Source organism: Mycobacterium sp. E1214, from assembly GCF_001666755.1.
Taxonomy (GTDB): domain Bacteria; phylum Actinomycetota; class Actinomycetes; order Mycobacteriales; family Mycobacteriaceae; genus Mycobacterium.
The window spans coordinates 1-22,205 of the sequence record NZ_LZJC01000165.1 but is presented as its reverse complement, the minus strand read 5'-3'; the positions used below and the strand labels follow the sequence as shown (position 1 = coordinate 22,205).

Annotated in this window: 20 protein-coding genes and 1 pseudogene; 14 read left to right on the top strand and 7 right to left on the bottom strand. The window is 69.1% G+C overall.

Features of this window, described 5'->3' with window-relative positions; genetic code table 11:
• Nucleotides 1–5 precede the first annotated feature (5 nt).
• The 3 genes from A5700_RS23310 to A5700_RS23300 all read right to left on the bottom strand — a co-directional run bounded on the left by A5700_RS23310 (nucleotide 6) and on the right by A5700_RS23300 (nucleotide 3,625).
• Nucleotides 6–671 carry a hypothetical protein gene (locus tag A5700_RS23310; protein WP_369828303.1) on the bottom strand — a complete coding sequence of 222 codons (666 nt, stop codon included), beginning with the start codon at nucleotides 669–671 and terminating at the stop codon, nucleotides 6–8.
• Between the two features lie 195 nt (nucleotides 672–866).
• The gene (locus A5700_RS23305; protein WP_231973931.1) at nucleotides 867–1,715 is read right to left on the bottom strand and encodes a DUF5666 domain-containing protein; all 849 of its coding nucleotides are present in this window, start codon (nucleotides 1,713–1,715) and stop codon (nucleotides 867–869) included.
• Between the two features lie 80 nt (nucleotides 1,716–1,795).
• Nucleotides 1,796–3,625 carry an acyl-CoA dehydrogenase gene (locus A5700_RS23300; protein WP_068075001.1) on the bottom strand — a complete coding sequence of 610 codons (1,830 nt, stop codon included), beginning with the start codon at nucleotides 3,623–3,625 and terminating at the stop codon, nucleotides 1,796–1,798.
• A gap of 234 nt (nucleotides 3,626–3,859) precedes the next feature.
• Between A5700_RS23300 and trxA the strand changes: the two genes are divergently transcribed.
• From trxA to A5700_RS23280, 4 genes are all read left to right on the top strand, one after another.
• Complete coding sequence (trxA, locus tag A5700_RS23295) at nucleotides 3,860–4,213, top strand: thioredoxin (protein ID WP_068074998.1); 354 nt, start codon at nucleotides 3,860–3,862, stop codon at nucleotides 4,211–4,213.
• A 17-nt stretch (nucleotides 4,214–4,230) separates the two neighbouring features.
• Nucleotides 4,231–5,076 (top strand): enoyl-CoA hydratase, encoded by an 846-nt coding sequence (locus tag A5700_RS23290; protein WP_197502960.1) that lies wholly within the window; start codon nucleotides 4,231–4,233, stop codon nucleotides 5,074–5,076.
• A gap of 33 nt (nucleotides 5,077–5,109) precedes the next feature.
• A complete protein-coding gene (locus A5700_RS23285) occupies nucleotides 5,110–6,738 on the top strand; it encodes an ABC-F family ATP-binding cassette domain-containing protein (protein WP_068074994.1) in 1,629 nt (542 codons plus the stop codon).
• Nucleotides 6,739–6,838: 100 nt separating this feature from the next.
• A complete protein-coding gene (locus A5700_RS23280; protein WP_068074991.1) occupies nucleotides 6,839–7,048 on the top strand; it encodes a helix-turn-helix domain-containing protein in 210 nt (69 codons plus the stop codon).
• A gap of 30 nt (nucleotides 7,049–7,078) precedes the next feature.
• Here A5700_RS23280 and A5700_RS23275 read toward each other — a convergent pair whose 3' ends face one another.
• Together A5700_RS23275 and A5700_RS23270 are read right to left on the bottom strand one after the other, a co-directional pair.
• The gene (locus tag A5700_RS23275) at nucleotides 7,079–7,666 is read right to left on the bottom strand and encodes a TetR/AcrR family transcriptional regulator (RefSeq protein ID WP_068074988.1); all 588 of its coding nucleotides are present in this window, start codon (nucleotides 7,664–7,666) and stop codon (nucleotides 7,079–7,081) included.
• 9 nt (nucleotides 7,667–7,675) lie between these two features.
• Nucleotides 7,676–10,507, bottom strand: a complete 2,832-nt coding sequence (locus A5700_RS23270) for an aconitate hydratase (protein ID WP_156671407.1) — start codon at nucleotides 10,505–10,507, stop codon at nucleotides 7,676–7,678.
• 199 nt (nucleotides 10,508–10,706) lie between these two features.
• On the opposite strand from A5700_RS23270, the gene A5700_RS23265 reads away from it, so the two are divergent.
• From A5700_RS23265 to A5700_RS23240, 6 genes are all read left to right on the top strand, one after another.
• Nucleotides 10,707–11,288, top strand: a complete 582-nt coding sequence (locus A5700_RS23265) for a DUF6676 family protein (protein WP_068074985.1) — start codon at nucleotides 10,707–10,709, stop codon at nucleotides 11,286–11,288.
• Nucleotides 11,289–11,517: 229 nt separating this feature from the next.
• Entirely contained in the window at nucleotides 11,518–12,966 is a 1,449-nt protein-coding gene (gene ripA, locus A5700_RS23260) for an NlpC/P60 family peptidoglycan endopeptidase RipA (protein ID WP_068074982.1), read from the top strand.
• Nucleotides 12,967–12,970: 4 nt separating this feature from the next.
• The gene (gene ripB, locus A5700_RS23255) at nucleotides 12,971–13,726 is read left to right on the top strand and encodes an NlpC/P60 family peptidoglycan endopeptidase RipB (protein WP_156671406.1); all 756 of its coding nucleotides are present in this window, start codon (nucleotides 12,971–12,973) and stop codon (nucleotides 13,724–13,726) included.
• A gap of 140 nt (nucleotides 13,727–13,866) precedes the next feature.
• Nucleotides 13,867–15,000 (top strand): MoxR family ATPase, encoded by a 1,134-nt coding sequence (locus tag A5700_RS23250; RefSeq protein WP_068074979.1) that lies wholly within the window; start codon nucleotides 13,867–13,869, stop codon nucleotides 14,998–15,000.
• A 38-nt stretch (nucleotides 15,001–15,038) separates the two neighbouring features.
• Entirely contained in the window at nucleotides 15,039–15,950 is a 912-nt protein-coding gene (locus tag A5700_RS23245) for a DUF58 domain-containing protein (protein ID WP_369828302.1), read from the top strand.
• Nucleotides 15,947–16,954 (top strand): VWA domain-containing protein, encoded by a 1,008-nt coding sequence (locus A5700_RS23240; RefSeq protein WP_068074972.1) that lies wholly within the window; start codon nucleotides 15,947–15,949, stop codon nucleotides 16,952–16,954. Before A5700_RS23245 ends, A5700_RS23240 begins: the two co-directional genes overlap by 4 nt.
• 138 nt (nucleotides 16,955–17,092) lie before the next feature.
• Here the strand turns inward: A5700_RS23240 and A5700_RS23235 are convergent, their stop codons facing one another.
• Nucleotides 17,093–17,932, bottom strand: a complete 840-nt coding sequence (locus tag A5700_RS23235) for a type IV toxin-antitoxin system AbiEi family antitoxin (protein WP_068074969.1) — start codon at nucleotides 17,930–17,932, stop codon at nucleotides 17,093–17,095.
• A gap of 150 nt (nucleotides 17,933–18,082) precedes the next feature.
• Here A5700_RS23235 and fabG1 point away from each other — a divergent pair, with 150 nt between their 5' ends.
• The 3 genes and pseudogenes from fabG1 to A5700_RS23220 form a co-directional block, all read left to right on the top strand.
• A complete protein-coding gene (fabG1, locus tag A5700_RS23230; protein ID WP_068074966.1) occupies nucleotides 18,083–18,847 on the top strand; it encodes a 3-oxoacyl-ACP reductase FabG1 in 765 nt (254 codons plus the stop codon).
• 32 nt (nucleotides 18,848–18,879) lie between these two features.
• Nucleotides 18,880–19,689, top strand: a complete 810-nt coding sequence (inhA, locus tag A5700_RS23225; RefSeq protein WP_068074963.1) for an NADH-dependent enoyl-ACP reductase InhA — start codon at nucleotides 18,880–18,882, stop codon at nucleotides 19,687–19,689.
• A gap of 6 nt (nucleotides 19,690–19,695) precedes the next feature.
• Nucleotides 19,696–20,725 (top strand): annotated as a pseudogene (locus tag A5700_RS23220) (ferrochelatase); the annotation flags it as partial.
• On the opposite strand, the gene A5700_RS23215 reads toward A5700_RS23220, so the two are convergent.
• Entirely contained in the window at nucleotides 20,697–21,629 is a 933-nt protein-coding gene (locus tag A5700_RS23215) for a hypothetical protein (protein ID WP_068075009.1), read from the bottom strand. The pseudogene A5700_RS23220 and the gene A5700_RS23215 sit on opposite strands and share 29 nt — an antisense overlap.
• Nucleotides 21,630–21,815: 186 nt before the next feature.
• Here A5700_RS23215 and A5700_RS23210 point away from each other — a divergent pair, with 186 nt between their 5' ends.
• Complete coding sequence (locus A5700_RS23210) at nucleotides 21,816–22,172, top strand: DoxX family protein (RefSeq protein ID WP_068074958.1); 357 nt, start codon at nucleotides 21,816–21,818, stop codon at nucleotides 22,170–22,172.
• Nucleotides 22,173–22,205: the final 33 nt, after the last annotated feature.

Here is a 22,205-nt window from a genome sequence, read left to right as displayed (position 1 = left end):
CCGCGTTAGAGGTGGAAATGCAGGTGGGGCAGGTGCAGATGGTGGTGCGGGCGGCCCATCGGCGGGCATGTCTGCACGCTGATCATCGTCGCGTGCAGCACGCCGCCGTCCTGGGTCCCTTGCGCTCCGATGCACTTGCCGTCCGTGATCGCCTGGGCGTCCGTCGGGGTCTGCCGCTGATACGACGTCGACCCGGCGACGGTCACGTCGGTGGCGGCGCCAGGTCCCGCGGGGCCAAGGCCGCGGACCGCGATCGTCGTGCCCGAGACCGACGCGACCGTGCCGTAGAAGCCGGCCGGCGGCGGACACCCGCCGTCGGTAGCGGCGATGATCGTGACCGCCTGCGCCGTGATGGCGCCCGGTGAGGCGGCGCTCTGCGGGGTGGCGCGGACGTTGACGCAGCTGCCGGGCGTCACGTCGGAGAGGTTCGCCGGGGTGACGTCGACGACCCGCGTCTGGGGTGCATACCCCACCGTGGCGGACCCGGTCCGCGTGCGCAGCGCCACCACGTCGTCGGAGTTGGACTGCACCATGCCCTCGACGTAATACTTGCCGACCGGAGGGGGTGGCGGTGCCGGCGGCGGGGCGGCGGTCGGTGCCCCGCCGGGCGCGACGGCGGTCGCGGCCGGGGGAGCACTGCTGGTGGCGCCGTCATGCGAGGAGCCACACATGGCCACGCACAGCGCGACGACGGCGATGACGACGCCGAGCGCAATGCGCGCCCGTCGGTCCTGGAGGGAAAGCGTGGGCACAGTCGTACTCCGATCCTGCCGCCCCACGCGAAGGTACCCGCGGGACGCGGCCTTAACACCGCGCCCCGCGAGTGATGACGATCTCAGTCGGCCCGAGCCGACGCCAGCGGGCGACTACCGGCCCGGCTGTCCCGACGGCGTGGGCTGCCCGGACGGGGCCGGCTGCCCCGACGGGGCCGGCTGCCCGGACGGGGTGGGCTGCCCGCCCTGGCCGGCCTGCCACGGCTTCCCACATTTGCCGTCGACGGCCTGGCGCAACTTGATGCTGGTGGCCTGCAGCGTGCCGCCGTTGTCCAGCGTCCCCTTCGCGCCCAGGCACTTGCCCGGGGCGATCGCGTCGGTGGTCGACGAGGACTCCTTCGAGTACTTGGTCTTGTCGTCGACCGTCACCGGCGTCTGCGTCGTGTTGCCGTTGGGATCGGTGCCGGTGACGGTGATGGTGTTACCGGTGACCGACCCCACCGCCCCGCGCACCTTGGCCGGCGGCGGCGGCCCGGGGGGCGGGGTGCTTCCCGCGCCCGGCGCGTGGTCGGCGGGCTTGGGGCAGGTGCCGTTGACCGACTGGGTGACGCCGACCCACGCCGCGGTGACCGGCTGGCCGGGCTGAGTCCCGTCGGTTGGCCGCACGGTGACGCAGCTGCCCGCGGTGACGTCGGTCAGCGTGGCGGGAACGGACTCGGTGATCTTGGTCGTCGAGGTGAACGTCACCGCAGCGGTGCCGCTGTCCTCCTTGGTCACCTGAATGGAATTGCCGGCCACCGACGCGATGAGGCCGTGCACCTTGGCCTCGGCGTTCGGCGACGGCGACGTGGTCGTCGAGGTGACGACCGAGGTCGAGGTCGACGTCGACGCGGGGCCCGACTTGTTCGACGAGCCGCAGGCGGTCATCGACAGCGCGGTGGCGCCCGCCACCGCGAAGACTGCGAATCGGGTGAGCCGGGGTGCAGGACAGCTGGTGGACATCAATGTTCTCCCATTCGTCGTTGAAGACCCAACGAGTGGGTATTACCCCTCGCGCCTGTGCGTAAGCTGTGCGTCGCAGGTCAGAAGGCGCTTTCGGACACGCGCATGATCTCGTCGTCGAGGTTCTCGAGGACGCCGCGCACGGCCGTCAGCCGCGGCAGCATGTTTTTGGCGAAGAACGTCGCGGTCGCGATCTTGCCCCGGTAGAACGGTTCGTCGGTCCCGGCGTCGCCGGCCTCCAGCGCGGCGTGCGCGGCGCCGGCCTGCACCAGCAACCGCCAGCCGATGAGCAGGTCACCGACCGCCATGAGGTACTGCACCGAGCCGAGGCCCACCTTGTAGATCGCGGTCGGGTGCTCGGCGGCGGACATGAGGTAGCCGGTGAGCGCGCCGGTCATTGCGGTGACGTCGTCGAGCGCGGTGTGCAGCGACGCGGCCTGCGGTTTGAGCGCCTCGGCACAGGTGTCGACGGTCCGGCCGATCTGCGCCGTCACGAACTGCAGTGCCTCGCCCCGGTCGCGGACGATCTTGCGGAAGAAGAAGTCCAGCGCCTGAATCGCCGTGGTGCCCTCATAGAGCGAATCGATCTTCGAGTCGCGGATGTACTGCTCCAGCGGATAGTCCTGCAAGAAACCCGATCCACCCAACGTCTGGAGCGACTCGGTGAGCACCTCGTAGGCGCGCTCGGAGCTGACGCCCTTGACGATCGGCAGCAGCAGATCGTCGACGCGGTGCGCCATGTCATGGTCCGCACCCGTAACATGTTGCGCCACAGCATCATCCTGGTGCGCGGCGGCGTACAGGTAGAGCGCCCGCAGCCCCTCTGCGTAAGCCTTCTGCGTCATGAGGCTGCGTCGCACGTCGGGGTGGTGGATGATCGTCACCCGCGGCGCGGTCTTGTCCGACATCTGCGTCAGGTCCGCGCCCTGCACCCGCTCCTTGGCGTATGCCAGCGCATTGAGGTAACCGGTGGACAGCGTGCCGGCGGCCTTGACACCGATCGTCATCCGCGCCTGCTCGATCACGGTGAACATCTGCGCGATACCGCGGTGCACGCCGCCGACGAGGTAGCCAACCGCCGGCAAATCCGTTGCGCCGAAGGTCAATTCGCAAGTGGGGGAGGACTTGATGCCCATCTTGTGTTCCACCCCGGTGACGAAGACACCGTTGCGCGCGCCGAGCTCGAAGGTGTCGGGGTCGAACAGGAAGTTGGGGACGTAGAACAGGCTCAACCCCTTGGTGCCCGGACCGGCACCCTCGGGGCGGGCCAGCACCAGGTGGAAGATGTTCTCGGCGGTGTCGCCGACGTCGCCGCCGGAGATGAACCGTTTGACGCCCTCGATGTGCCATGTGCCGTCGGGCTGTTCGACTGCCTTGGCGCGCCCGGCCCCGACGTCGGAGCCGGCGTCGGGCTCGGTCAGCACCATGGTGGCCGCCCAGCCCCGCTCGACGCCCTCGGCCGCCCAGCGCCGTTGCTCCTCGTTGCCCTCGATGTACAAGGCCTGCGCCATGAACGGGCCCAGGCAGTAGAAGTTGGCCGAAGGGTTGGCGCAGATCAGCATTTCGTTGACCGCCCACGCGAGCGGCGGTGGGGCGGGCATGCCGCCGATCTCCTCGGCCAGCCCCAGCCGCCACCAACCGGCCTCCTTGAGCGCCGCGACGGTCTTGGCCAGCTCGTCGGGCACGGTGATCTTGTGCTCGGCGGGATCGAAAACGGGCGGGTGACGGTCGGCGAACGCGAACGACTCCGCCACCGGGCCCTCGGCCAGCCGAGCGGCTTCGGACAGGATCGTGCGGACGGTTTCCTCGTCGAGGTCGCCGTAGCCACCGGTGCCCAGAACCGCGCCGATGTCGAGGACTTCGAAGAGGTTGAACTCGAGATCACGGACGTTAGCGATGTAGTGGCCCAACGGATTTCCCTCACTCGTCCTCGTGCGGGCGGCTGCTGGGCCTCAGTCTGTCCGACGCGGGAAAACCTCCGCAACCGTAACCTGCGACGCCCGACGCGCGGGTGCTACGCATGCAGGCGCCGGCCGGTTGGCTTGCGCTGCGGCTAAGCCGCTGCGGCAACGCCCGCTGTGCCGCCGGTCACATCGGTCTCCGGCCGCGGGAACACCGGGTGGTCCTGCCGCGTTGGCTAACTTGTGACAACACTCGATCTCACCGCCGACAAGTTCAACGAAACCATCGAGGGCAACGACATCGTGCTCGTGGACTTCTGGGCGTCCTGGTGCGGCCCATGCCGCCAATTCGGGCCAACGTTTCAGGCGTCGTCGGAGAAGCACCCCGACATCGTGCACGCCAAGGTCGACACCGAGGCCGAGCAGCAGCTAGCCGCGGCCGCCCAGATTCGGTCCATCCCGACCCTGATGGCCTTCAAGAAGGGCAAGCTGCTGTTCAACCAGGCCGGGGCGCTGCCGCCGGCGGCTCTCGAGGACCTGGTCCAGCAGATCAAGGACTTCGACGTCGAGGCCGCCGCCGCCGACTCCGCCGAGTAGCGCCCCTCGCGCCGCGAATAGGCGCTCAGCAACGTCCGCGATACCGTGCTGGGGTGAGTTTGGTACTCGTCGACCAGCCGCGGCCCGGGGTCGCGCTGATCACCCTGAATCGGCCCGAGCGGATGAACTCGATGGCCTTCGACCTGATGCTGCCGCTCAAGGAGGCCCTCGACCAGGTCACGCACGACAACTCGGTGCGGGTGGTCGTGCTGACCGGCGCGGGCCGCGGATTCTCCTCGGGCGCCGACCACAAGTCGGCGGGAGCGGTGCCCCACGTCGACGGGTTGACCCGGCCCACCTACGCGTTGCGCTCGATGGAAGTGCTCGACGAGGTGATCCTGGCCCTGCGGCGGCTGCACCAGCCGGTCATCGCCGCGGTCAACGGCGCGGCCATCGGCGGCGGGTTGTGCTTGGCGTTGGCCGCCGACATCCGGGTCGCCTCGACCGGCGCGTATTTCCGCGCGGCCGGCATCAACAACGGGTTGACCGCCAGCGAACTGGGGTTGAGCTACCTGTTGCCCCGCGCCATCGGTGCGTCCCGGGCGTTCGAGATCATGCTGACCGGCCGCGACGTCACCGCCGAGGAGGCCGAGCGCATCGGGCTGGTGTCCTGCCAGGTCCCCGAGGAGCAACTGCTGGACACCTGCTACGCGATCGCCGCGCGCATCGCCGCCTTCTCCCGGCCGGGTGTCGAATTGACCAAGCGCACACTGTGGAGTGGGCTCGACGCCGGTAGCCTGGAAGGGCACATGCAGGCCGAAGGTCTGGGACAGCTGTTCATCCGCCTGCTCACCGCCAACTTCGAAGAAGCGGTTGCCGCGCGTGCGGAGCGCCGACCGCCGGCGTTCACCGACGACAAGTAGGCGCTGGACCGCCGCAACCCAGGGAGACCGATCGTGATCACGGCCACGGACCTCGAGGTCCGCGCTGGCGCGCGCATCCTGCTGTCACCCGACGGGCCGGACCTGCGCATCCAGCCGGGCGATCGCATCGGCCTGGTCGGCCGCAACGGTGCGGGCAAGACCACCACCCTGCGCATCCTGGCGGGGGAGACCGAGCCGTACGCCGGGTCCATCAGCCGCATCGGCGAAATCGGTTATCTCCCACAGGATCCCAAGGAAGGTGACCTCGACGTGCTGGCGCGCGACCGGGTTCTGTCGGCGCGGGGGCTCGACGTGTTGCTCACCGATCTGGAGAAGCAGCAAGCGCTCATGGCCGAGGTTGCCGACGACGATGCCCGCGACAGCGCGATTCGCCGGTACGGCCAACTGGAGGAGCGGTTCGTCGCCCTCGGCGGGTACAGCGCCGAGAGCGAAGCCAGCCGCATCTGCGCCAGCCTCGGGCTGCCGGAACGGGTGCTGGGCCAGCAGCTTCGCACCCTCTCGGGTGGGCAACGCCGCCGCGTCGAGCTGGCCCGCATCCTGTTCGCCGCGTCCGACAGCGGCGCGGGCCAGGCCACCACCCTGCTGCTCGACGAGCCGACCAACCACCTGGACGCGGATTCGATCGGCTGGTTGCGGGACTTCCTGCGGTCGCACACCGGCGGGCTGGTGATCATCAGCCACAACGTCGAGCTGCTCGCCGAGGTCGTCAACCGCGTCTGGTTCCTCGACGCCGTGCGCGGCGAGGTCGACGTCTACAACATGACCTGGCAGAAGTACCTGGACGCGCGGGCCACCGACGAGCAGCGCCGCCGCCGTGAACGCGCCAACGCCGAACGCAAGGCCACCGCGCTGCGCAGCCAGGCCGCCAAGCTGGGCGCGAAAGCCACCAAAGCCGTTGCGGCGCAAAACATGCTACGGCGCGCCGACCGGATGATGGCGGCCCTGGACGACGAGCGGGTCGCCGACAAGGTGGCGCGCATCAAGTTCCCGACCCCCGCCGCGTGCGGGCGCACCCCGCTGGTGGCCACCGGCCTGAGCAAGTCCTACGGCTCGCTGGAGGTGTTCAGCGGCCTCGACCTGGCGATCGACCGGGGTTCGCGGGTGGTGGTGCTCGGACTCAACGGCGCCGGGAAGACCACGCTGCTGAGGCTGCTGGCGGGCACCGAGACGCCCGACGCCGGGGGGCTCGAGCCGGGGCACGGCATGCGGCTGGGCTATTTCGCGCAGGAGCACGACACCCTCGACAACGACGCCACCGTCTGGGAGAACATCCGGCACGCCGCGCCCGACACCGGTGAGCAGGACCTGCGCGGCCTGCTGGGCGCCTTTATGTTCAGCGGCCCGCAGCTCGACCAACCGGCGGGCACCCTGTCCGGTGGGGAGAAGACGCGGCTGGCGCTGGCGGGGTTGGTGGCGTCGAAGGCGAACGTGTTGCTGCTCGACGAGCCGACGAACAACCTCGACCCCGCGTCGCGCGAGCAGGTGCTCGACGCGCTGCGCAGCTACGAGGGGGCGGTGGTCCTGGTGACGCACGACCCCGGCGCGGCGGAGGCGCTGGACCCGCAGCGGGTCGTGCTGCTGCCCGACGGCACCGAGGACTTCTGGTCCGACGAATACCGCGATCTCATCGAGCTGGCCTGATTAATTGACGCGGCCGTCGCGGTTTGACGAATTCGGCCCGCGCCCACACGGCCGTTCTTACTCTAGGTGCTTGCGATCGTGTACCGGCGGCGGAGGAGCCATGGGAAGAACTGTGCCAGCGTCGGCCAAGACGCGCGACCAGATGCTGGATGACCTGCGCCACGCCTACGAAAGCGGGGCCAGCATCCGCAGTTTGGTAACCACCACCGGCAGGTCCTACGGGTCGGTCCACAGCATGCTGGTCGAGTCGGGCACCACGATGCGCAGCCGAGGCGGTCCTAACCGCACCGCCAAGTCCGCCCGGGCCTAGCGTCACCGCGAAACGTCCCCTCGTTCGCGGTTACGCGAGCCCGGCGGCCGGGGAATCGTTGCGGCGCAACGAGTTCTCGGCAAGGTCTAGGACCGCGGCCAGGCGTTGCGGGTCCTCGCCGGACGCCAGCCGGGCGACGAGGCCGTCGAGCACCAGTTCCAGGTAGCACAGCAGCACATCACCGGGTACGTCGTCGCGCACCCGGTGCGCCTCGGTCTGTCTGCGCAACCGTTCGGTGGTCGCCGCCGCCAGCTCGGCGGACCGCTCGGCCCAGCCACGGCTGAACGCCGGGTCGTTGCGCAGCTTGCGCGCGATCTCCAATCTGGTGGCCAGCCAATCGAATTGGTCCGGCGCCGCCAGCATGTCGCGCATCACCTGGATCAGGCCTTCGCGGGAGGCGACGTCGGCCATCCGCTCGGCGTCCTCGTGCGCCAGCGCGAAGAACAGCGCGTCCTTGTCACGGAAATGGTGGAAGATCGCGCCGCGGGACAGCCCGATCGCCTTTTCCAGCCGCCGCACCGTCGCCTTGTCGTAACCGTATTCGGCAAAGCAACGGCGGGCGCCGTCGAGGATCTGGCGGCGGCGGGCCGCCAGATGGTCCTCGCTGACCTTGGGCACGGGTGCCGGCTAGCCGGATTTCTGGCTGGACTTCAGCATGTTGCGCAGCACGAACTGCAGGATGCCGCCGTTGCGGTAGTAGTCCGCCTCACCGGGGGTGTCGATGCGCACGACGGCGTCGAACTCGATCGCGTCGGCGCCGTCCTTGCTGGCCTTGACGTGCACCGTCTTTGGCGTCTTGCCCTCGTTGAGGGCCTCGATGCCGGTGATGTCGAACACCTCGGTGCCGTCCAGACCGATGTCCTTGGCCGACTTGCCGTCGGGGAACTGCAGCGGGATGACGCCCATGCCGATCAGGTTGGAGCGGTGGATGCGCTCGAACGACTCGGCGATCACCGCCCGAACACCCAGCAGGCGGGTGCCCTTGGCCGCCCAGTCGCGCGACGACCCGGAGCCGTACTCCTTGCCGCCCAGCACCACCAGCGGAATGTCTTGTGCCGCATAGTTTTGGGCCGCGTCGTAGATGAAGGCCTGGGGGCCACCGTCCTGGGTGAAGTCGCGGGTGTACCCGCCGGAGACGTCGTCGAGCAGCAGGTTGCGCAGCCGGATGTTGGCGAAGGTGCCGCGGATCATGACCTCGTGGTTTCCGCGCCGCGAGCCGAAGGAGTTGTAGTCCTTGCGGTCCACGCCGTGCTCGTCGAGGTACTGCGCGGCCGGCGTGCCCGGCTTGATGCTGCTAGCGGGGGAGATGTGGTCGGTGGTCACCGAGTCGCCGAGCAGCGCGAGCACCCGGGCGCCGGTGATGTCGGCGACCGGCTCGGCCTCGGCCGGCATGCCCTCGAAGTACGGTGGCTTGCGCACGTACGTCGAATCCTCGCTCCACTCAAAGGTATTGCCGCTAGGTGTCGGCAGGTTGCGCCAGCGCTCGTCGCCCTTGAACACGTCGGCGTAGTTCTTGGTGAACATCTCTTGATTGATGGCCGAGGCGATGGTGTCGGAGACGTCCTGCTGCGACGGCCAGATGTCGGAGAGGAACACATCGTTGCCGTCCTTGTCCTTACCCAGCGGGTCGGACTCGAAGTCGAAGTCGAGCGTGCCGGCCAGCGCGTAGGCGACCACCAGCGGGGGCGACGCCAGGTAGTTCATCTTGACGTCGGGGCTGATGCGGCCCTCGAAGTTGCGGTTGCCGGACAGCACCGCGGTGACGGTGAGGTCGTTGTCGTTGATGGCCTTGGAGATCTCCTCGGGCAGCGGGCCCGAGTTGCCGATGCAGGTGGTGCAGCCGTAACCCACCAGATAGAAACCCAGCTTCTCCAGATACGGCCACAGCCCGGCCTTTTCGTAGTAATCGCTGACCACCTGGGATCCCGGCGCCATCGACGTCTTGACCCACGGCTTGGATGTCAAACCCTTTTCCACGGCGTTGCGGGCCAGCAGCGCCTCGCCCAGCATCACCTCGGGGTTGGAGGTATTGGTGCACGACGTCACCGCGGCGATCACCACGGCGCCGTGGTCGAGCACGAATTCACCGCGCTCGTCGGACTTGACCGTCACCGGGTTGCTGGGGCGGCCCTTGGCGTGCTTGGCGGCGGATTCGACGACCACCGGGGTGTCGTCGGCGTGCCCGTTCTCGACCGCGCCCGGGTCGCTGGCGGGGAATGTCTCGGCGACCGACTCGTCGAGTTTCGAGTAGCCCTGGTCGCCGTCACCGTCGACATAGCTGGGGATCTGCTCGCGGAAGGTGGCTTTCGCGGCCGACAGCGCGATGCGGTCCTGCGGACGCTTGGGCCCCGCGATCGAGGGCACCACCTCGGACAGGTCGAGTTCGAGGTACTCCGAGAACGCGGGCTCGCGCTCCGGGTTGTGCCACAGGCCCTGCTCCTTGGCGTAGGCCTCGACCAACGCGAGCTGCTCGGGCTTGCGGCCGGTGAACCTCAGGTAGGAGATGGTCTCCTCGTCGATCGGGAAAATGGCCGCGGTGGAGCCGAATTCGGGGCTCATGTTGCCCAGGGTGGCGCGGTTGGCCAGCGGCACCTCCGCCACACCCTCGCCGTAGAACTCGACGAACTTGCCGACCACGCCGTGCCGGCGCAGCATCTCGGTGACGGTCAGCACCACGTCGGTCGCGGTGACACCGGGCTTGATCTCGCCGGTCAGCTTGAAGCCGACGACACGCGGGATCAGCATCGACACCGGCTGGCCCAGCATGGCGGCCTCAGCCTCGATGCCGCCCACGCCCCAGCCGAGCACGCCCAGGCCGTTGACCATTGTGGTGTGCGAGTCGGTGCCCACGCAGGTGTCGGGGTAGGCCACCCCGTTGCGCTCCATCACGACGCTCGCCAGGTATTCGATGTTGACCTGGTGCACGATGCCGGTGCCCGGCGGCACCACCTTGAAGTCGTCGAAAGCGCCTTGGCCCCAACGCAGGAACTGGTAGCGCTCGCCGTTGCGCTGGTATTCGATCTCGACGTTGCGCTCGAACGCGTCGGCGGTGCCGAACAGGTCGGCGATTACGGAGTGGTCGATCACCAGGTCGGCCGGCGCCAGCGGGTTCACCTTGTCCGGGTCACCGCCGAGGTCGGCGACGGCCTCGCGCATGGTGGCCAGGTCCACGATGCACGGCACGCCGGTGAAGTCCTGCATGACCACGCGCGCGGGGGTGTACTGGATCTCGATGCTGGGCTCGGCTTCGGGGTCCCAGTTCGCGATGGCCTCGATGTGGTCCTTGGTGATGTTGGCGCCGTCCTCGTTGCGCAACAGGTTCTCGGCGAGGACTTTGAGGCTGTAGGGGAGTTTCTCGGTGTTCGGCACGGCGTCGAGGCGATAGATCTCGTAGCTGTTGTCGCCGACCTTGAGGGTGTCGCGGGCTCCGAACGAGTTCACCGAATCCTTGCTAGTCACATCAACTCCCGTGGATTAAGTTCTTCCGTCGACGGGCCGTGTCGACGGGGCTGAAGGAAAACCGAGCCAACTTTAACAGTACGCTTGTCCTGCATTAGAGGCGGGTGCCGTCCTCCAGTCTTGTCTCGTGGAGCGCGGGTTTAAACCCCCCGCGGCAAGTCGGCTACCGTTCCCGTAGAACCGCCGCAGGAGGGACACGATGACCGGGCAAGATTCCTTCGCCGCACCGCCGCCGCAGGCGCCCGTCTTCGCGCACCCGGTTCCCACCTACATCCCCACGGACGTCGACATGGCCGCGGTCAAGGCGCAGGTCGCCGCGACCGGGGTCAGCGCGGCGCCGGACGCGATGCCGGGGTTGCTCGACATCGTCAACCAGGCGCACGCCCACGGCATCAACCTCAAGATCGTCCTGCTGGACCACAACCCGCCCAACGACACCCCCTTGCGGGACATCTCGACCGTCGTCGGCGCCGACTACCACGACGCCACGGTCCTGACGCTCAGCCCCAGCTACGTGGGCACCTACAGCACGCAGTTCCCGCGCGTGACGCTCGAGGCCGGCGAGGATATCGCGAAGACGGGCAACCCGGTGGTGTCGGCGCAGCACTTCCTGCACGAGTTGGAGACCCCGGAGTTCCCCTGGACCGGCCTGACCATCTTCTTGCTGATCGCCGTGCTGGCGGCGGCCGTCGGCACCCGCGTGTTGCAGCGACGCGCTCGGCCAGCAACGCAGGACGAGTCGGCCGGCGCCGCGGAAGTGACGCCCACCAACACCGCCTAGCACGGAAATCCGCTCGGCGGCCCCGTCGCCTTGTCATGCATCGGCAAACACGCCAGATCACCGTTCGGTCACAGTAAACGCACGTAGAGAGTGCGATTCCCGTGGAGCATAGGCACGTCCACCGGTGTGACGTACGGTGCAAATGATGCTGGTGTTGTCTTTGGCGCTTTTCCCGATTTGTGTGGCTGGCGCCGTCCGTCGCGTAGAGCCGTAGGGAGACCTGAGTCGAATGAGACGCACACGCTGGGGGTCCTCCATGCGGCCGTCCTCGAGGCTGGTCCGGCCGGTCGTGCCGTCGGTCCTAAGCGTTGCCTTCCTGTTGTGCACGCCGGGCCTCGCGCAGGGCGACCCCGCCGCCGACAAGCTCGCCGCCCTCATCGCCAACGTGGCCCAGGCCAATCAGCGGCTGCAGAACCTGAGCGCCGAGATCCAGACCGAACAGGAGAGCGTTAATAAGGCCCTGGTCGACGTGGAGACCGCCCGGGACAACGCCGCGACGGCCGACCGCGACCTCGCGTCCAGCGAGCAGGCGGTCAAGGACGCCAACGCGTCGATCGCGGCCGCGCAGCACCGCTTCGACACCTTCGCCGCCGCCGCCTACATGAACGGCCCGTCGAACAGCTACCTGACCGCCAGCAGCCCCGACGACATCATCGCCACCGAGGCCGCGCAGAAGACCCTTACCTCGAGCTCGCAGACGGTGATGGCCAAGCTGCAGCAGGCCCGCACCGAGCAGGTGAACAAGGAGTCGGCAGCGCGGCTGGCCAAGCAGAAGGCGGACAAGGCCGCCGGTGACGCCAAGTCCAGCCAGGACGCGGCGGTGGCGGCGTTGACCAACTCCAAGCAGAAGTTCGAGGAGCAGCGCGACCAGGCCGTCAAGCTGGCCGCGGAGCGCGACGCCGCCCAGGCCAAGCTCGAGGAGGCCCAGCGCGAGGCCGCGCGGCAGTGGTCGACGAACCCGGCCGCGCCCGGCGCCCCGGCGTCCGGCGACCGGTGGGAGAACGGCTCGGGCGGCGCTCCGGCCCCCGCCACCGGCGCCCGCCGGTGGGACGGCGCCTGGGACCCGACGCTGCCGATGATTCCCAGCGCCAACGTCCCCGGCGACCCGATCGCCGTCATCAACCAGGTGTTGGGCATCTCGGCGACCTCGACTCAGGTCACCGCCGGGCTGGGCCGCAACTTCCTGCAGCAGATGGGCATCCTCAAGCCCGACGACACCGGCATCACCAACGCCGGGCCGGGCGGTGTCGGCGGCCGGATCCCGCGGGTGTACGGGCGGCAGGCCACCGAATACGTGATCCGCCGCGGCATGTCGCAGATCGGCGTGCCCTACTCCTGGGGCGGCGGGAACGCCGCCGGCCCAAGTAAGGGCATCGACTCCGGCGCCGGCATCACCGGCTTCGACTGTTCCGGGCTGGTCCTGTACTCGTTCGCCGGCGTGGGCATCAAGCTGCCGCACTACTCGGGGTCGCAGTACAACCTGGGCCGCAAGATCCCGTCGTCGCAGATGCGCCGCGGCGACGTCATCTTCTACGGTCCCGGCGGTAGCCAGCACGTGACCATCTACCTCGGCGACGGGCAGATGCTCGAGGCGCCCGACATCGGCCTCAAGGTGCGGGTCGCCCCGGTGCGCACCAGCGGCATGACGCCCTACGTGATCCGTTACATCGAGTGGTGACCGAATGAACAGCCCACGAGTAGCCCTGCGCCGCAGCGGGATTCGTCCTCTCATCCTGGCCTGGATCACCACCTTGGTGACCGGGCTGGCGCTGTCTGTAGCGGGGCCCGTGCCGCTGGCCGGCGCCGACCCCGGGCAGTGGGACCCCACGCTGCCGGCCACGATCAGCGCGGGGGCGCCGGGTGACCCGCTGGCGGTCGCCAACGCCTCGCTGCAGGCGACGGCCCAGGCCACCCAGACGACGTTCGACCTGGGCAAGCAATTCCTCGGCGGGCTCGGCATCAACATCGGCGGCGATCCGGCACCGACGGCGGCACCGCCCACCAACCCGGGCGGCAAGATCCCGCGGGTCTACGGCCGGCAGGCGATCGAATACGTGATCAAGCGCATGGGCGCCCAGATGGGTGTGCCCTATTCGTGGGGCGGTGGCTCGCTGGACGGCCCCAGCAAGGGCGTCGGGGACGGCGCCAACATCACCGGCTTCGACTGCTCGGGCCTGATGCGGTACGGCTTCGCCGGTGTCGGCGTGCTGATCCCGCGGTTCTCGGGCGACCAGTACAACGCCGGGCGGCACATCCCGCCGGACCAGGCGCGCCGCGGGGACCTCATCTTCTACGGCCCGGGCGGCAGCCAGCACGTCACGATGTACCTGGGCAACGGGCAGATGCTGGAGGCCTCGGGCAGCGCCGCCAAGGTTACGGTCAGCCCGGTTCGTAAGCCCGGCATGACGCCGTTCCTGACTAGGATCATCGAGTACTAGTCCCGGGCGAGGCCGTGCGCACGGCCCACCAGCGTCGACGGAATTCGGCGGGCCTGGAATAGTTGGACGCGGGCACGTCGCTGCCCCACGACATCGGTCGTGTTGGCAGTCGAGTGCTATTGAGCTGTGGAGGGTTCTTGATGACAGCAGCAGGTGGGCCGCCCCCGGGCGCCAGCGGTTACTCCGGCCCGGGTGGGCATTCCGCCGCGCCGGCCCACGAGGCGCCTGCCGGCGGCGGCAACGGCCTGGCGGGCGAGGTCCAGACGCTCGAGCGCGCGATCTTCGAGGTGAAGCGGATCATCGTGGGCCAGGACCAGCTGGTGGAGCGGATGCTGGTCGGGCTGCTGTCCAAGGGGCACGTGCTGCTCGAGGGCGTGCCCGGCGTCGCCAAGACGCTGGCCGTCGAGACCTTCGCCAAGGTGGTGGGCGGGACATTCGCGCGCATCCAGTTCACTCCGGACCTGGTGCCCACCGACATCATCGGTACCCGCATCTACCGCCAGGGCAAGGAGGAGTTCGACACCGAACTCGGCCCGGTGGTGGCCAACTTCCTGCTCGCCGACGAGATCAACCGCGCGCCGGCCAAGGTGCAGTCGGCGCTGCTGGAGGTCATGCAGGAGCGCAAGGTCTCCATTGGCGGCAAGAGCTACCCGCTGCCCAACCCGTTCCTGGTGATGGCCACCCAGAACCCGATTGAGCACGAGGGCGTCTACCCGCTGCCCGAGGCGCAGCGGGACCGCTTCCTGTTCAAGATCAACGTCGGCTACCCCTCGCCGGAGGAGGAGCGCGAGATCATCTACCGCATGGGTGTGCGGCCGCCGGAGCCCAAGCAGATCCTCAACACCGGTGACCTGATTCGGCTGCAGGACATCGCGGCCAACGTGTTCGTCCACCACGCCCTGGTCGACTACGTGGTGCGGGTCGTCACCGCCACCCGGCACCCCGAGCAACTGGGCATGAACGACGTCAAGACGTGGATCTCCTTCGGCGCGTCGCCGCGCGCCTCGCTGGGCATCATCGCCGCGTCGCGGTCGTTGGCGCTGGTCCGCGGCCGCGACTACGTGATCCCGCAAGACGTCGTCGACGTCATCCCCGACGTCCTGCGGCACCGCCTGGTGCTGACCTACGACGCCCTGGCCGACGAGATCTCCGCCGAGGTCGTTATCAACCGGGTGCTGCAGACGGTCGCCCTGCCACAGGTGAATGCCGTTGCCCAGCAAGGACATTCGGCGCCGCAGGCCATGCAGGCCGCCGGTGCCGGCAGCGGTCGGTGACGAATCCGCAGCGGCCGGCGGTGTCACACCCGCCCTCGATGCAGCGCGGGCTGATCGACGACCCGAAGCTGTCGGCGGCGCTGCGCACCCTGGAGTTGACGGTCAAGCGCAAGCTCGACGGCGTCCTGCACGGCGACCACCTCGGCCTGATCCCCGGGCCGGGCTCGGAGCCGGGGGAGTCGCGCGAGTATCAGCCCGGCGACGACGTGCGGCGGATGGACTGGGCCGTCACCGCGCGCACCACCCATCCGCACGTCCGGCAGATGATTGCCGACCGCGAATTGGAGACCTGGCTGGTGGTCGACATGTCGGCCAGCCTGGACTTCGGCACCGTGGGGTGCGAGAAGCGCGACCTCGCGGTGGCCGCCGCCGCCGCGATCACCTTCCTCAACAGCGGCGGCGGCAACCGGCTGGGCGCGGTGATCGCCAACGGCGCCAGCATCACCCGCGTCCCGGCGCGCTCGGGACGCCAGCACGAGCAGACGCTGCTGCGCACCATCGCCACCACCCCGCGCGCGCCGGTCGGGGTGCGCGGTGACCTGGCGACGGCCATCGACGCGCTGCGCCGGCCCGAGCGCCGCCGCGGCATGGCAGTGATCATCAGCGACTTCCTGGGGCCGATCAATTGGATGCGCCCGCTGCGGGCGGTCGCCGCCCGCCACGAGGTGCTGGCCGTCGAGGTGCTCGACCCCAGGGATGTGGAACTGCCCGACATCGGCGACGTGGTGCTGCAGGACGCCGAAACCGGCGCCACCCGCGAGTTCACCATCGACGCCCAGCTGCGAGACGACTTCGCCAAGGCGGCCGCGGCGCACCGCGCCGAGGTAGCACGCACCGTCCGCAGCTGCGGCGCCCCGATCCTGACGCTGCGCACCGACCGCGACTGGATCGCCGACATCGTTCGATTCGTGGAATCCCGGCGGCGCGGGGCGCTGGCGGGTCGGCAGTGACGCTGCCGCTCCTCGGCCCGATGTCGCTGTCGGGTTTCGCGCACGCCTGGTTCTTCCTGTTCCTGCTGGTCGTGGTCGGGTTGGCGGCGCTGTACGTGCTGATGCAGCTGGCACGGCAGCGCCGGATGCTGCGCTTTGCCAACATGGAACTGCTGGAAAGCGTGGCTCCCAAGCGGCCCTCGACGTGGCGGCACGTCCCGGCGCTTCTGCTGGTCGCGTCGCTTGTGTTGTTCACCATCGCGATGGCCGGGCCCACCCAGGACGTCCGCATCCCGCGCAACCGCGCGGTGGTGATGCTGGTGATCGACGTGTCGCAGTCGATGCGCGCCACCGACGTGGCGCCCAACCGCATGGCCGCGGCGCAGGAGGCGGCCAAGCAGTTCGCCGACGAGCTGACGCCCGGGATCAACCTCGGCCTGATCGCGTACGCCGGCACGGCCACGGTGCTGGTGTCGCCGACCACTAGCCGCGACTCCACCAAGTCCGCGTTGGACAAGCTGCAATTCGCCGACCGCACCGCGACCGGCGAGGGCATCTTCACCGCCCTGCAGGCCATCGCCACCGTCGGCGCGGTGATCGGCGGCGGCGATTCGCCACCGCCGGCGCGCATCGTGTTGTTCTCCGACGGCAAGGAGACGATGCCGACCAACCCGGACAACCCGAAGGGCGCCTTCACCGCCGCGCGCACCGCGAAGGATCAGGGCGTGCCCATCTCCACGATCTCCTTCGGCACGCCGTACGGCTTCGTCGAGATCAACGACCAGCGCCAGCCGGTGCCCGTCGACGACGAGACGCTGAAGAAGGTGGCGCAGCTTTCGGGCGGAAACGCCTACAGCGCAGCCTCATTGGCGGAGCTGAAGTCGGTGTACGCGACGCTGCAACAGCAGATCGGCTACGAGACGATCAAGGGCGACGCCAGCGTCGGCTGGTTGCGGCTGGGCGCGGTGGTGCTGGCGCTCGCGGCGCTCGCGGCGTTGCTGATCAACCGCCGCCTGCCCACCTAGCCCACGCCCGTCTCGCGCGCACCCCGCTTGGTCTCGCGCCCCGCGCCGCGCACCCCGCGCGCCTTCCTCCCGCGCCCCGCGTCTTCCTCCGCGAGCGTAAGCACACCGCGATTTTCGGCCCCAAATTCCGCAGTGGGCTTACGCTCGCGCCGCGCGCGCCGCGCGCACGCGGCGGATGATGTCGTCGGGATGGTCCTCGGCGATGACCCGGACGACGATCCACCCGTATCGCCCGAGCATCTCGAGCCGGCGGATGTCCTTGACGTACTGATAGCGGCTGGCTCGGTGCTGGTCGCCGTCGTACTCGACGGCGACCTTGATGTCCTCCCAGCCCATGTCCAGATACGCCTCGACCCAGCCCCATTCGTTGCGCACGGCGATCTGCGTCTGCGGCGGGGGAAATCCCGCGTGGATCAACAGAAGTCGCAGCCAGGTCTCCTTGGGCGATTGCGCGCCACCGTCGATCAGTTCGAGGGCGACGCGGGCGGCCTTCATGCCGCGCCGTCCCCGATAGCGGTTGACCAACAACTCGACGTCGGCCAGCTTTAGGTCGGTCGCCTGCGCGAGGGCGTCGATCGCGGCGACAGCCACACCCTGCGGGCAGCGCCGGGCCAGATCGAGCGCTGTTCGCGCCGGCGTCGTGACCCGCATGCCCGCGACGACGGTGATCTCGTCGGCCTCGATCCGCTCTTCCCAAACCTGCACGTCGGCGGTGGGCCAGCGGTTGGTGTCGATGATCGCGGCTGGCAATGCCGTATCGATCCACTTCGCACCGTGCAGCGCCGAGGCGGAGAACCCGGCCAGGACGCCGCGGCGCCGGGACCGCAGCCAGCAGGCCTTCGCCCGCACCACGGCCGTCAGTTCGGTGTCTCTGTGCACGTACACGTCTTTGTGCAGCGCCGTATATCGGGTGCGCAGCTCATGAGGGGTCAGCGCGCCGGCAGCCAAGGCCTCGCTGCCTAGGAAGGGTCCCGTCATGGGCGCACTGTGCGCTGGCGCACCGACAGAATCCCCGCGGGCGTAAGCCCACTGTGGATAACCGGCCCGGCACGCACGCCCCGCTGACGGTCGCGGCGCCGAAACGGGGGAGGTTTTCCGGGCGGCCGGCCGAGGCGATAAGTTGGCCGGGTGACTGACGCAGCCACTGACAACCCCGCCGAACCCGCCGCCGCCGGCAAACCCGCATTCGTGTCCCGCTCCGTGCTGGTGACGGGCGGAAACCGGGGCATCGGCCTCGCGATCGCGCAGCGGCTTGCCGCCGACGGTCACAAGGTGGCCGTTACGCACCGCGGATCCGGCGCACCCGAGGGGCTGTTCGGTGTCGTCTGTGACGTCACCGACAACGACGCCGTCGACCGCGCCTTCAAGGAGGTCGAGGAGCACCAGGGGCCGGTGGAGGTGCTGGTGTCCAACGCCGGCATCTCGAAGGACGCGTTCCTCATCCGGATGACCGAAGACCGGTTCACCGAGGTCATCAATGCGAACCTCACCGGGGCGTTCCGGGTAGCCCAGCGGGCCTCGCGCAGCATGCAGCGCAAGCGATTCGGCCGCATCATCTTCATCGGTTCGGTATCGGGCATGTGGGGCATCGGGAACCAGGCGAACTACGCGGCCGCCAAGGCGGGCCTGATCGGCATGGCCCGCTCGATCTCGCGGGAGCTGTCCAAGGCCGGGGTCACCGCGAATGTCGTTGCCCCGGGGTACATCGACACCGAAATGACCCGGTCGCTCGACGAGCGGATTCAGGCCGGCGCCTTGGAGTTCATTCCCGCCAAGCGGGTCGGCACCGCCGAGGAGGTCGCCGGGGCGGTCAGCTTCCTGGCGTCCGAGGATGCCAGTTACATTGCCGGCGCCGTCATCCCGGTCGACGGCGGCATGGGCATGGGCCACTGATTTCAACCACGACGAAGACACAAAGGACGGACATGGCAGGACTGCTCGACGGCAAACGAATCCTGGTCAGCGGCATCATCACCGACTCGTCGATCGCGTTCCACATCGCCAAGGCGGCCCAGGAAGCGGGAGCCCAACTGGTGCTGACCGGGTTCGACCGGTTGCGACTGATCCAGCGCATCGCCGACCGGCTGCCCGAGAAGGCTCCGCTCATCGAGCTCGACGTTCAGGACGAAAAGCACCTGGCGACCCTGGCCGAGCGGGTGACCGCCGAGATCGGCGAGGGTAACAAGCTCGACGGCGTGGTGCATTCGATCGGCTTCATGCCGCAGACCGGGATGGGCATCAACCCGTTCTTCGACGCGCCGTATGAGGACGTGTCCAAAGGCATTCACATCTCGGCGTATTCGTACGCCTCGCTGGCCAAGGCGTTGCTGCCGATCATGAATCCCGGCGGCTCGATCGTCGGCATGGACTTCGACCCCAGCCGCGCCATGCCGGCCTACAACTGGATGACGGTCGCCAAGAGCGCGCTGGAGTCGGTGAACCGCTTCGTCGCACGCGAGGCCGGCAAGTATGGCGTGCGCTCGAACCTTGTTGCCGCCGGCCCGATCCGGACGCTGGCCATGAGCGCGATCGTCGGTGGTGCGCTCGGCGAGGAGGCCGGGGCGCAGATGCAGCTGCTGGAGGAGGGCTGGGACCAACGCGCCCCGATCGGTTGGAACATGAAGGACCCCACCCCCGTCGCGAAGACGGTCTGCGCCGTCCTATCCGACTGGTTGCCCGCCACCACCGGCACCATCATCTTCGCCGACGGCGGCGCCAGCACTCAGTTACTCTAGCCCGCAGTGGATTTCGACGCGGTCCTGCTGCTGTCCTTCGGGGGACCGGAGGGGCCCGAGCAGGTGCGGCCCTTCCTGGAGAACGTGACCCGTGGGCGCAACGTGCCGCCCGAGCGGCTTGACGACGTCGCCGAGCATTACCTGCATTTCGGTGGTGTGTCGCCGATCAACGGAATCAACCGGGCCTTGCTCACCGAGTTGCGTGCCGAGTTGGACGTGCCGGTGTACTTCGGTAACCGCAACTGGCAGCCGTACGTCGAAGACGCCGTCACGGCCATGCGCGACAACGGGATTCGTCGCGCCGCCGTCTTCACCACGTCGGCGTGGAGCGGCTATTCCGGCTGCACGCAGTACGCCGAAGACATCGCCCGTGCCCGCGCGGCCGCCGGGCCCGACGCGCCCGAATTGGTGAAGCTGAGGCGGTATTTCGACCACCCGCTGTTCGTCGAGATGTTCGCCGACAACATCGCGGCCGCCGCCCAAAGCGTGCCCCGCGACGCGCGGCTGGTGTTCACCGCGCACTCGGTACCCGTGGCGGCCGACGACCGTCTGGGCCCCAACCTCTACAGCCGCCAAGTCGCTTACGCCGCAAGCCTTATCGCTTCCGCCGCCGGCTACACCGACTATGACCTCGCGTGGCAGTCGCGGTCGGGGCCCCCGCAGGTGCCGTGGCTGGAGCCGGACATCGGCGACCATCTCAGGGCGTTGGCCGAGGCGCGCACCACGTCCGTCATCGTCTGCCCGGTCGGGTTCGTTTCGGATCACATCGAGGTGGTGTGGGACCTCGACACGGAGCTGCGGGAGCAGGTGCAAGCGTCGGGCATCGCGCTGGCGCGGGCTGCGACGTTCAACGCGGACCGCCGGTTCGCCCGCCTCGCAGCGGATTTGGTCGACGAACTGCGTACCGGCCGCCCACCGACGCGCTTGCCCGGCGCGAATCCGGTGCCCGGATGCCTCGCCGGGGTGAACGGCGCGCCGTGCCGGCCGCCGCACTGCGCCAGAGGCGACTAGTCGGCCCAGGCCGAGTGCAGGATCGCGGTCACCGCGGCCATGCGCGCCGAACGCACCACCGCCGTCAGCGGCCGTAGCGCGTCGCCGGCGATGCGAGCTTCCGAAGACGATTGCGTGCCAAGCGGTTCCACGCCGGCAGCGACAGGAGCGGCGAACCGATCCGGCGAGTCGGACGATCGGCTCAGGCCTGCGCTGACGGAAATGATCGCATCGACGTGCGCCGCGTTTTCCAGCACCCGCAGGGCGCGCGTGGGTGCGTGTTCCGGAATGCGGTGCTGGCGAGTCGATTCCAGCAACTGCTCGACCAGCCCGCGTGGGTCGTCGATGTCGGCGGTGGCGGAGGCCAGTCCGATCGCGCCGAGCGCGTCGGCGGCCGATCGCACCGCCGAGCGCAGCGTGTACTCGGCGTCGCCCAGCTCGTAGTGGTCCAACACCGGCGCACCGGGCAGCGAATAGACCGTCCAGGCGAGCGCGCACGATTCCGCGAAGCCAGGCTCGTCGTCGCGCGTGTCCTCGAAGCCGTCGTAGGAGAACTCGGGCACCAGCCCGACCGCGGTAGCGGGGGCATCCGGGTTGGCGATGATGACGGCCTCACCGGCGGCCATCGCGTCGCGCTCGAACTGCGTACCGGGCGCCAGGCCGCGGACGTCACCGGGCACCGGCAGGACGACGTTGATCGTGCCGCGTAGCGGGCCGTTACCGGCCGGCCGGCCGGCCGCCGCGCGAAGCGTCTGCAGCAGTGTGACGGTGCCCGCGTCGTTGACATCAGGCCAGGGCAGGCCGGTGTGACCCGCGGCGACCGCATCATACGCGGTCACCGATTGCTTTGGCGCCCAAACGGATAACGCGTCCAAGACGTCGTCGGGCGCGGCCTTACCCGCGAGCCAGGCGTTGGCCCACAGGGACAGCGAAACACTGGGACACCACACGATCACGCAGTGTAGTTGTTTTGTCGGGCGCAGGCCGGGCGCGCGCGACGCGGGCGGGCACCGGCCGCACCGCTCGGCCGCTGTCTGCGCAGGTGCCGGGCGGTGGGCGGGCTCGGCCTCGGATTAGTTTTCGGTGCGTCGCGGCGGGCCGGTGTGGCGCGCGACGGCACTCCATAGGATTGCCGGATGACTGTCTTGACTTCACCGAAGACGTACACGGGACTGGCGGCCTTTCATGCCGTCGACGCGGTGGCCTGCGCGGTGCAGGTGGCGCCGATCAAGAAAATCCTCGACGACCTCGAGGTGCCCGATAACCTTCGGCGCATCCTGCCGGTGGTCAAGGCCGCGGCCGCGGTCGGGTTGCTGTCGGTCACCTGGTTCCCGGCGCTGGCGCGGCTGACGACCGCGATGCTGACGTTGTATTTCGCGTTGGCCGTGGGCGCGCACGTCCGGGCGCACGACAAGCCCGTCAACGTGCTCCCGGCGGCGTCGTTTCTGGCGACGTTCGCCGTCATGACGGTGAAGGGCCCGAGCCGCCGGTAATACGCGACCGCCGCGGTCACGATGGACCCATCG

What these genes read in the sequence shown, in the direction of transcription:
- A5700_RS23310 (WP_369828303.1), bottom strand. Translation starts at nt 671, where the DNA reads ATGTGTGGCTCCTCGCATGACGGCGCCACCAGCAGTGCTCCCCCGGCC.
- A5700_RS23305 (WP_231973931.1), bottom strand. Translation starts at nt 1,715, where the DNA reads ATGTCCACCAGCTGTCCTGCACCCCGGCTCACCCGATTCGCAGTCTTC.
- A5700_RS23280 (WP_068074991.1), top strand. Translation starts at nt 6,839, where the DNA reads ATGGGAAGAACTGTGCCAGCGTCGGCCAAGACGCGCGACCAGATGCTG.
- A5700_RS23265 (WP_068074985.1), top strand. Translation starts at nt 10,707, where the DNA reads ATGACCGGGCAAGATTCCTTCGCCGCACCGCCGCCGCAGGCGCCCGTC.
- ripA (WP_068074982.1), top strand. Translation starts at nt 11,518, where the DNA reads ATGAGACGCACACGCTGGGGGTCCTCCATGCGGCCGTCCTCGAGGCTG.
- ripB (WP_156671406.1), top strand. Translation starts at nt 12,971, where the DNA reads ATGAACAGCCCACGAGTAGCCCTGCGCCGCAGCGGGATTCGTCCTCTC.
- A5700_RS23250 (WP_068074979.1), top strand. Translation starts at nt 13,867, where the DNA reads ATGACAGCAGCAGGTGGGCCGCCCCCGGGCGCCAGCGGTTACTCCGGC.
- A5700_RS23245 (WP_369828302.1), top strand. Translation starts at nt 15,039, where the DNA reads ATGCAGCGCGGGCTGATCGACGACCCGAAGCTGTCGGCGGCGCTGCGC.
- A5700_RS23235 (WP_068074969.1), bottom strand. Translation starts at nt 17,932, where the DNA reads ATGACGGGACCCTTCCTAGGCAGCGAGGCCTTGGCTGCCGGCGCGCTG.
- inhA (WP_068074963.1), top strand. Translation starts at nt 18,880, where the DNA reads ATGGCAGGACTGCTCGACGGCAAACGAATCCTGGTCAGCGGCATCATC.
- A5700_RS23210 (WP_068074958.1), top strand. Translation starts at nt 21,816, where the DNA reads ATGACTGTCTTGACTTCACCGAAGACGTACACGGGACTGGCGGCCTTT.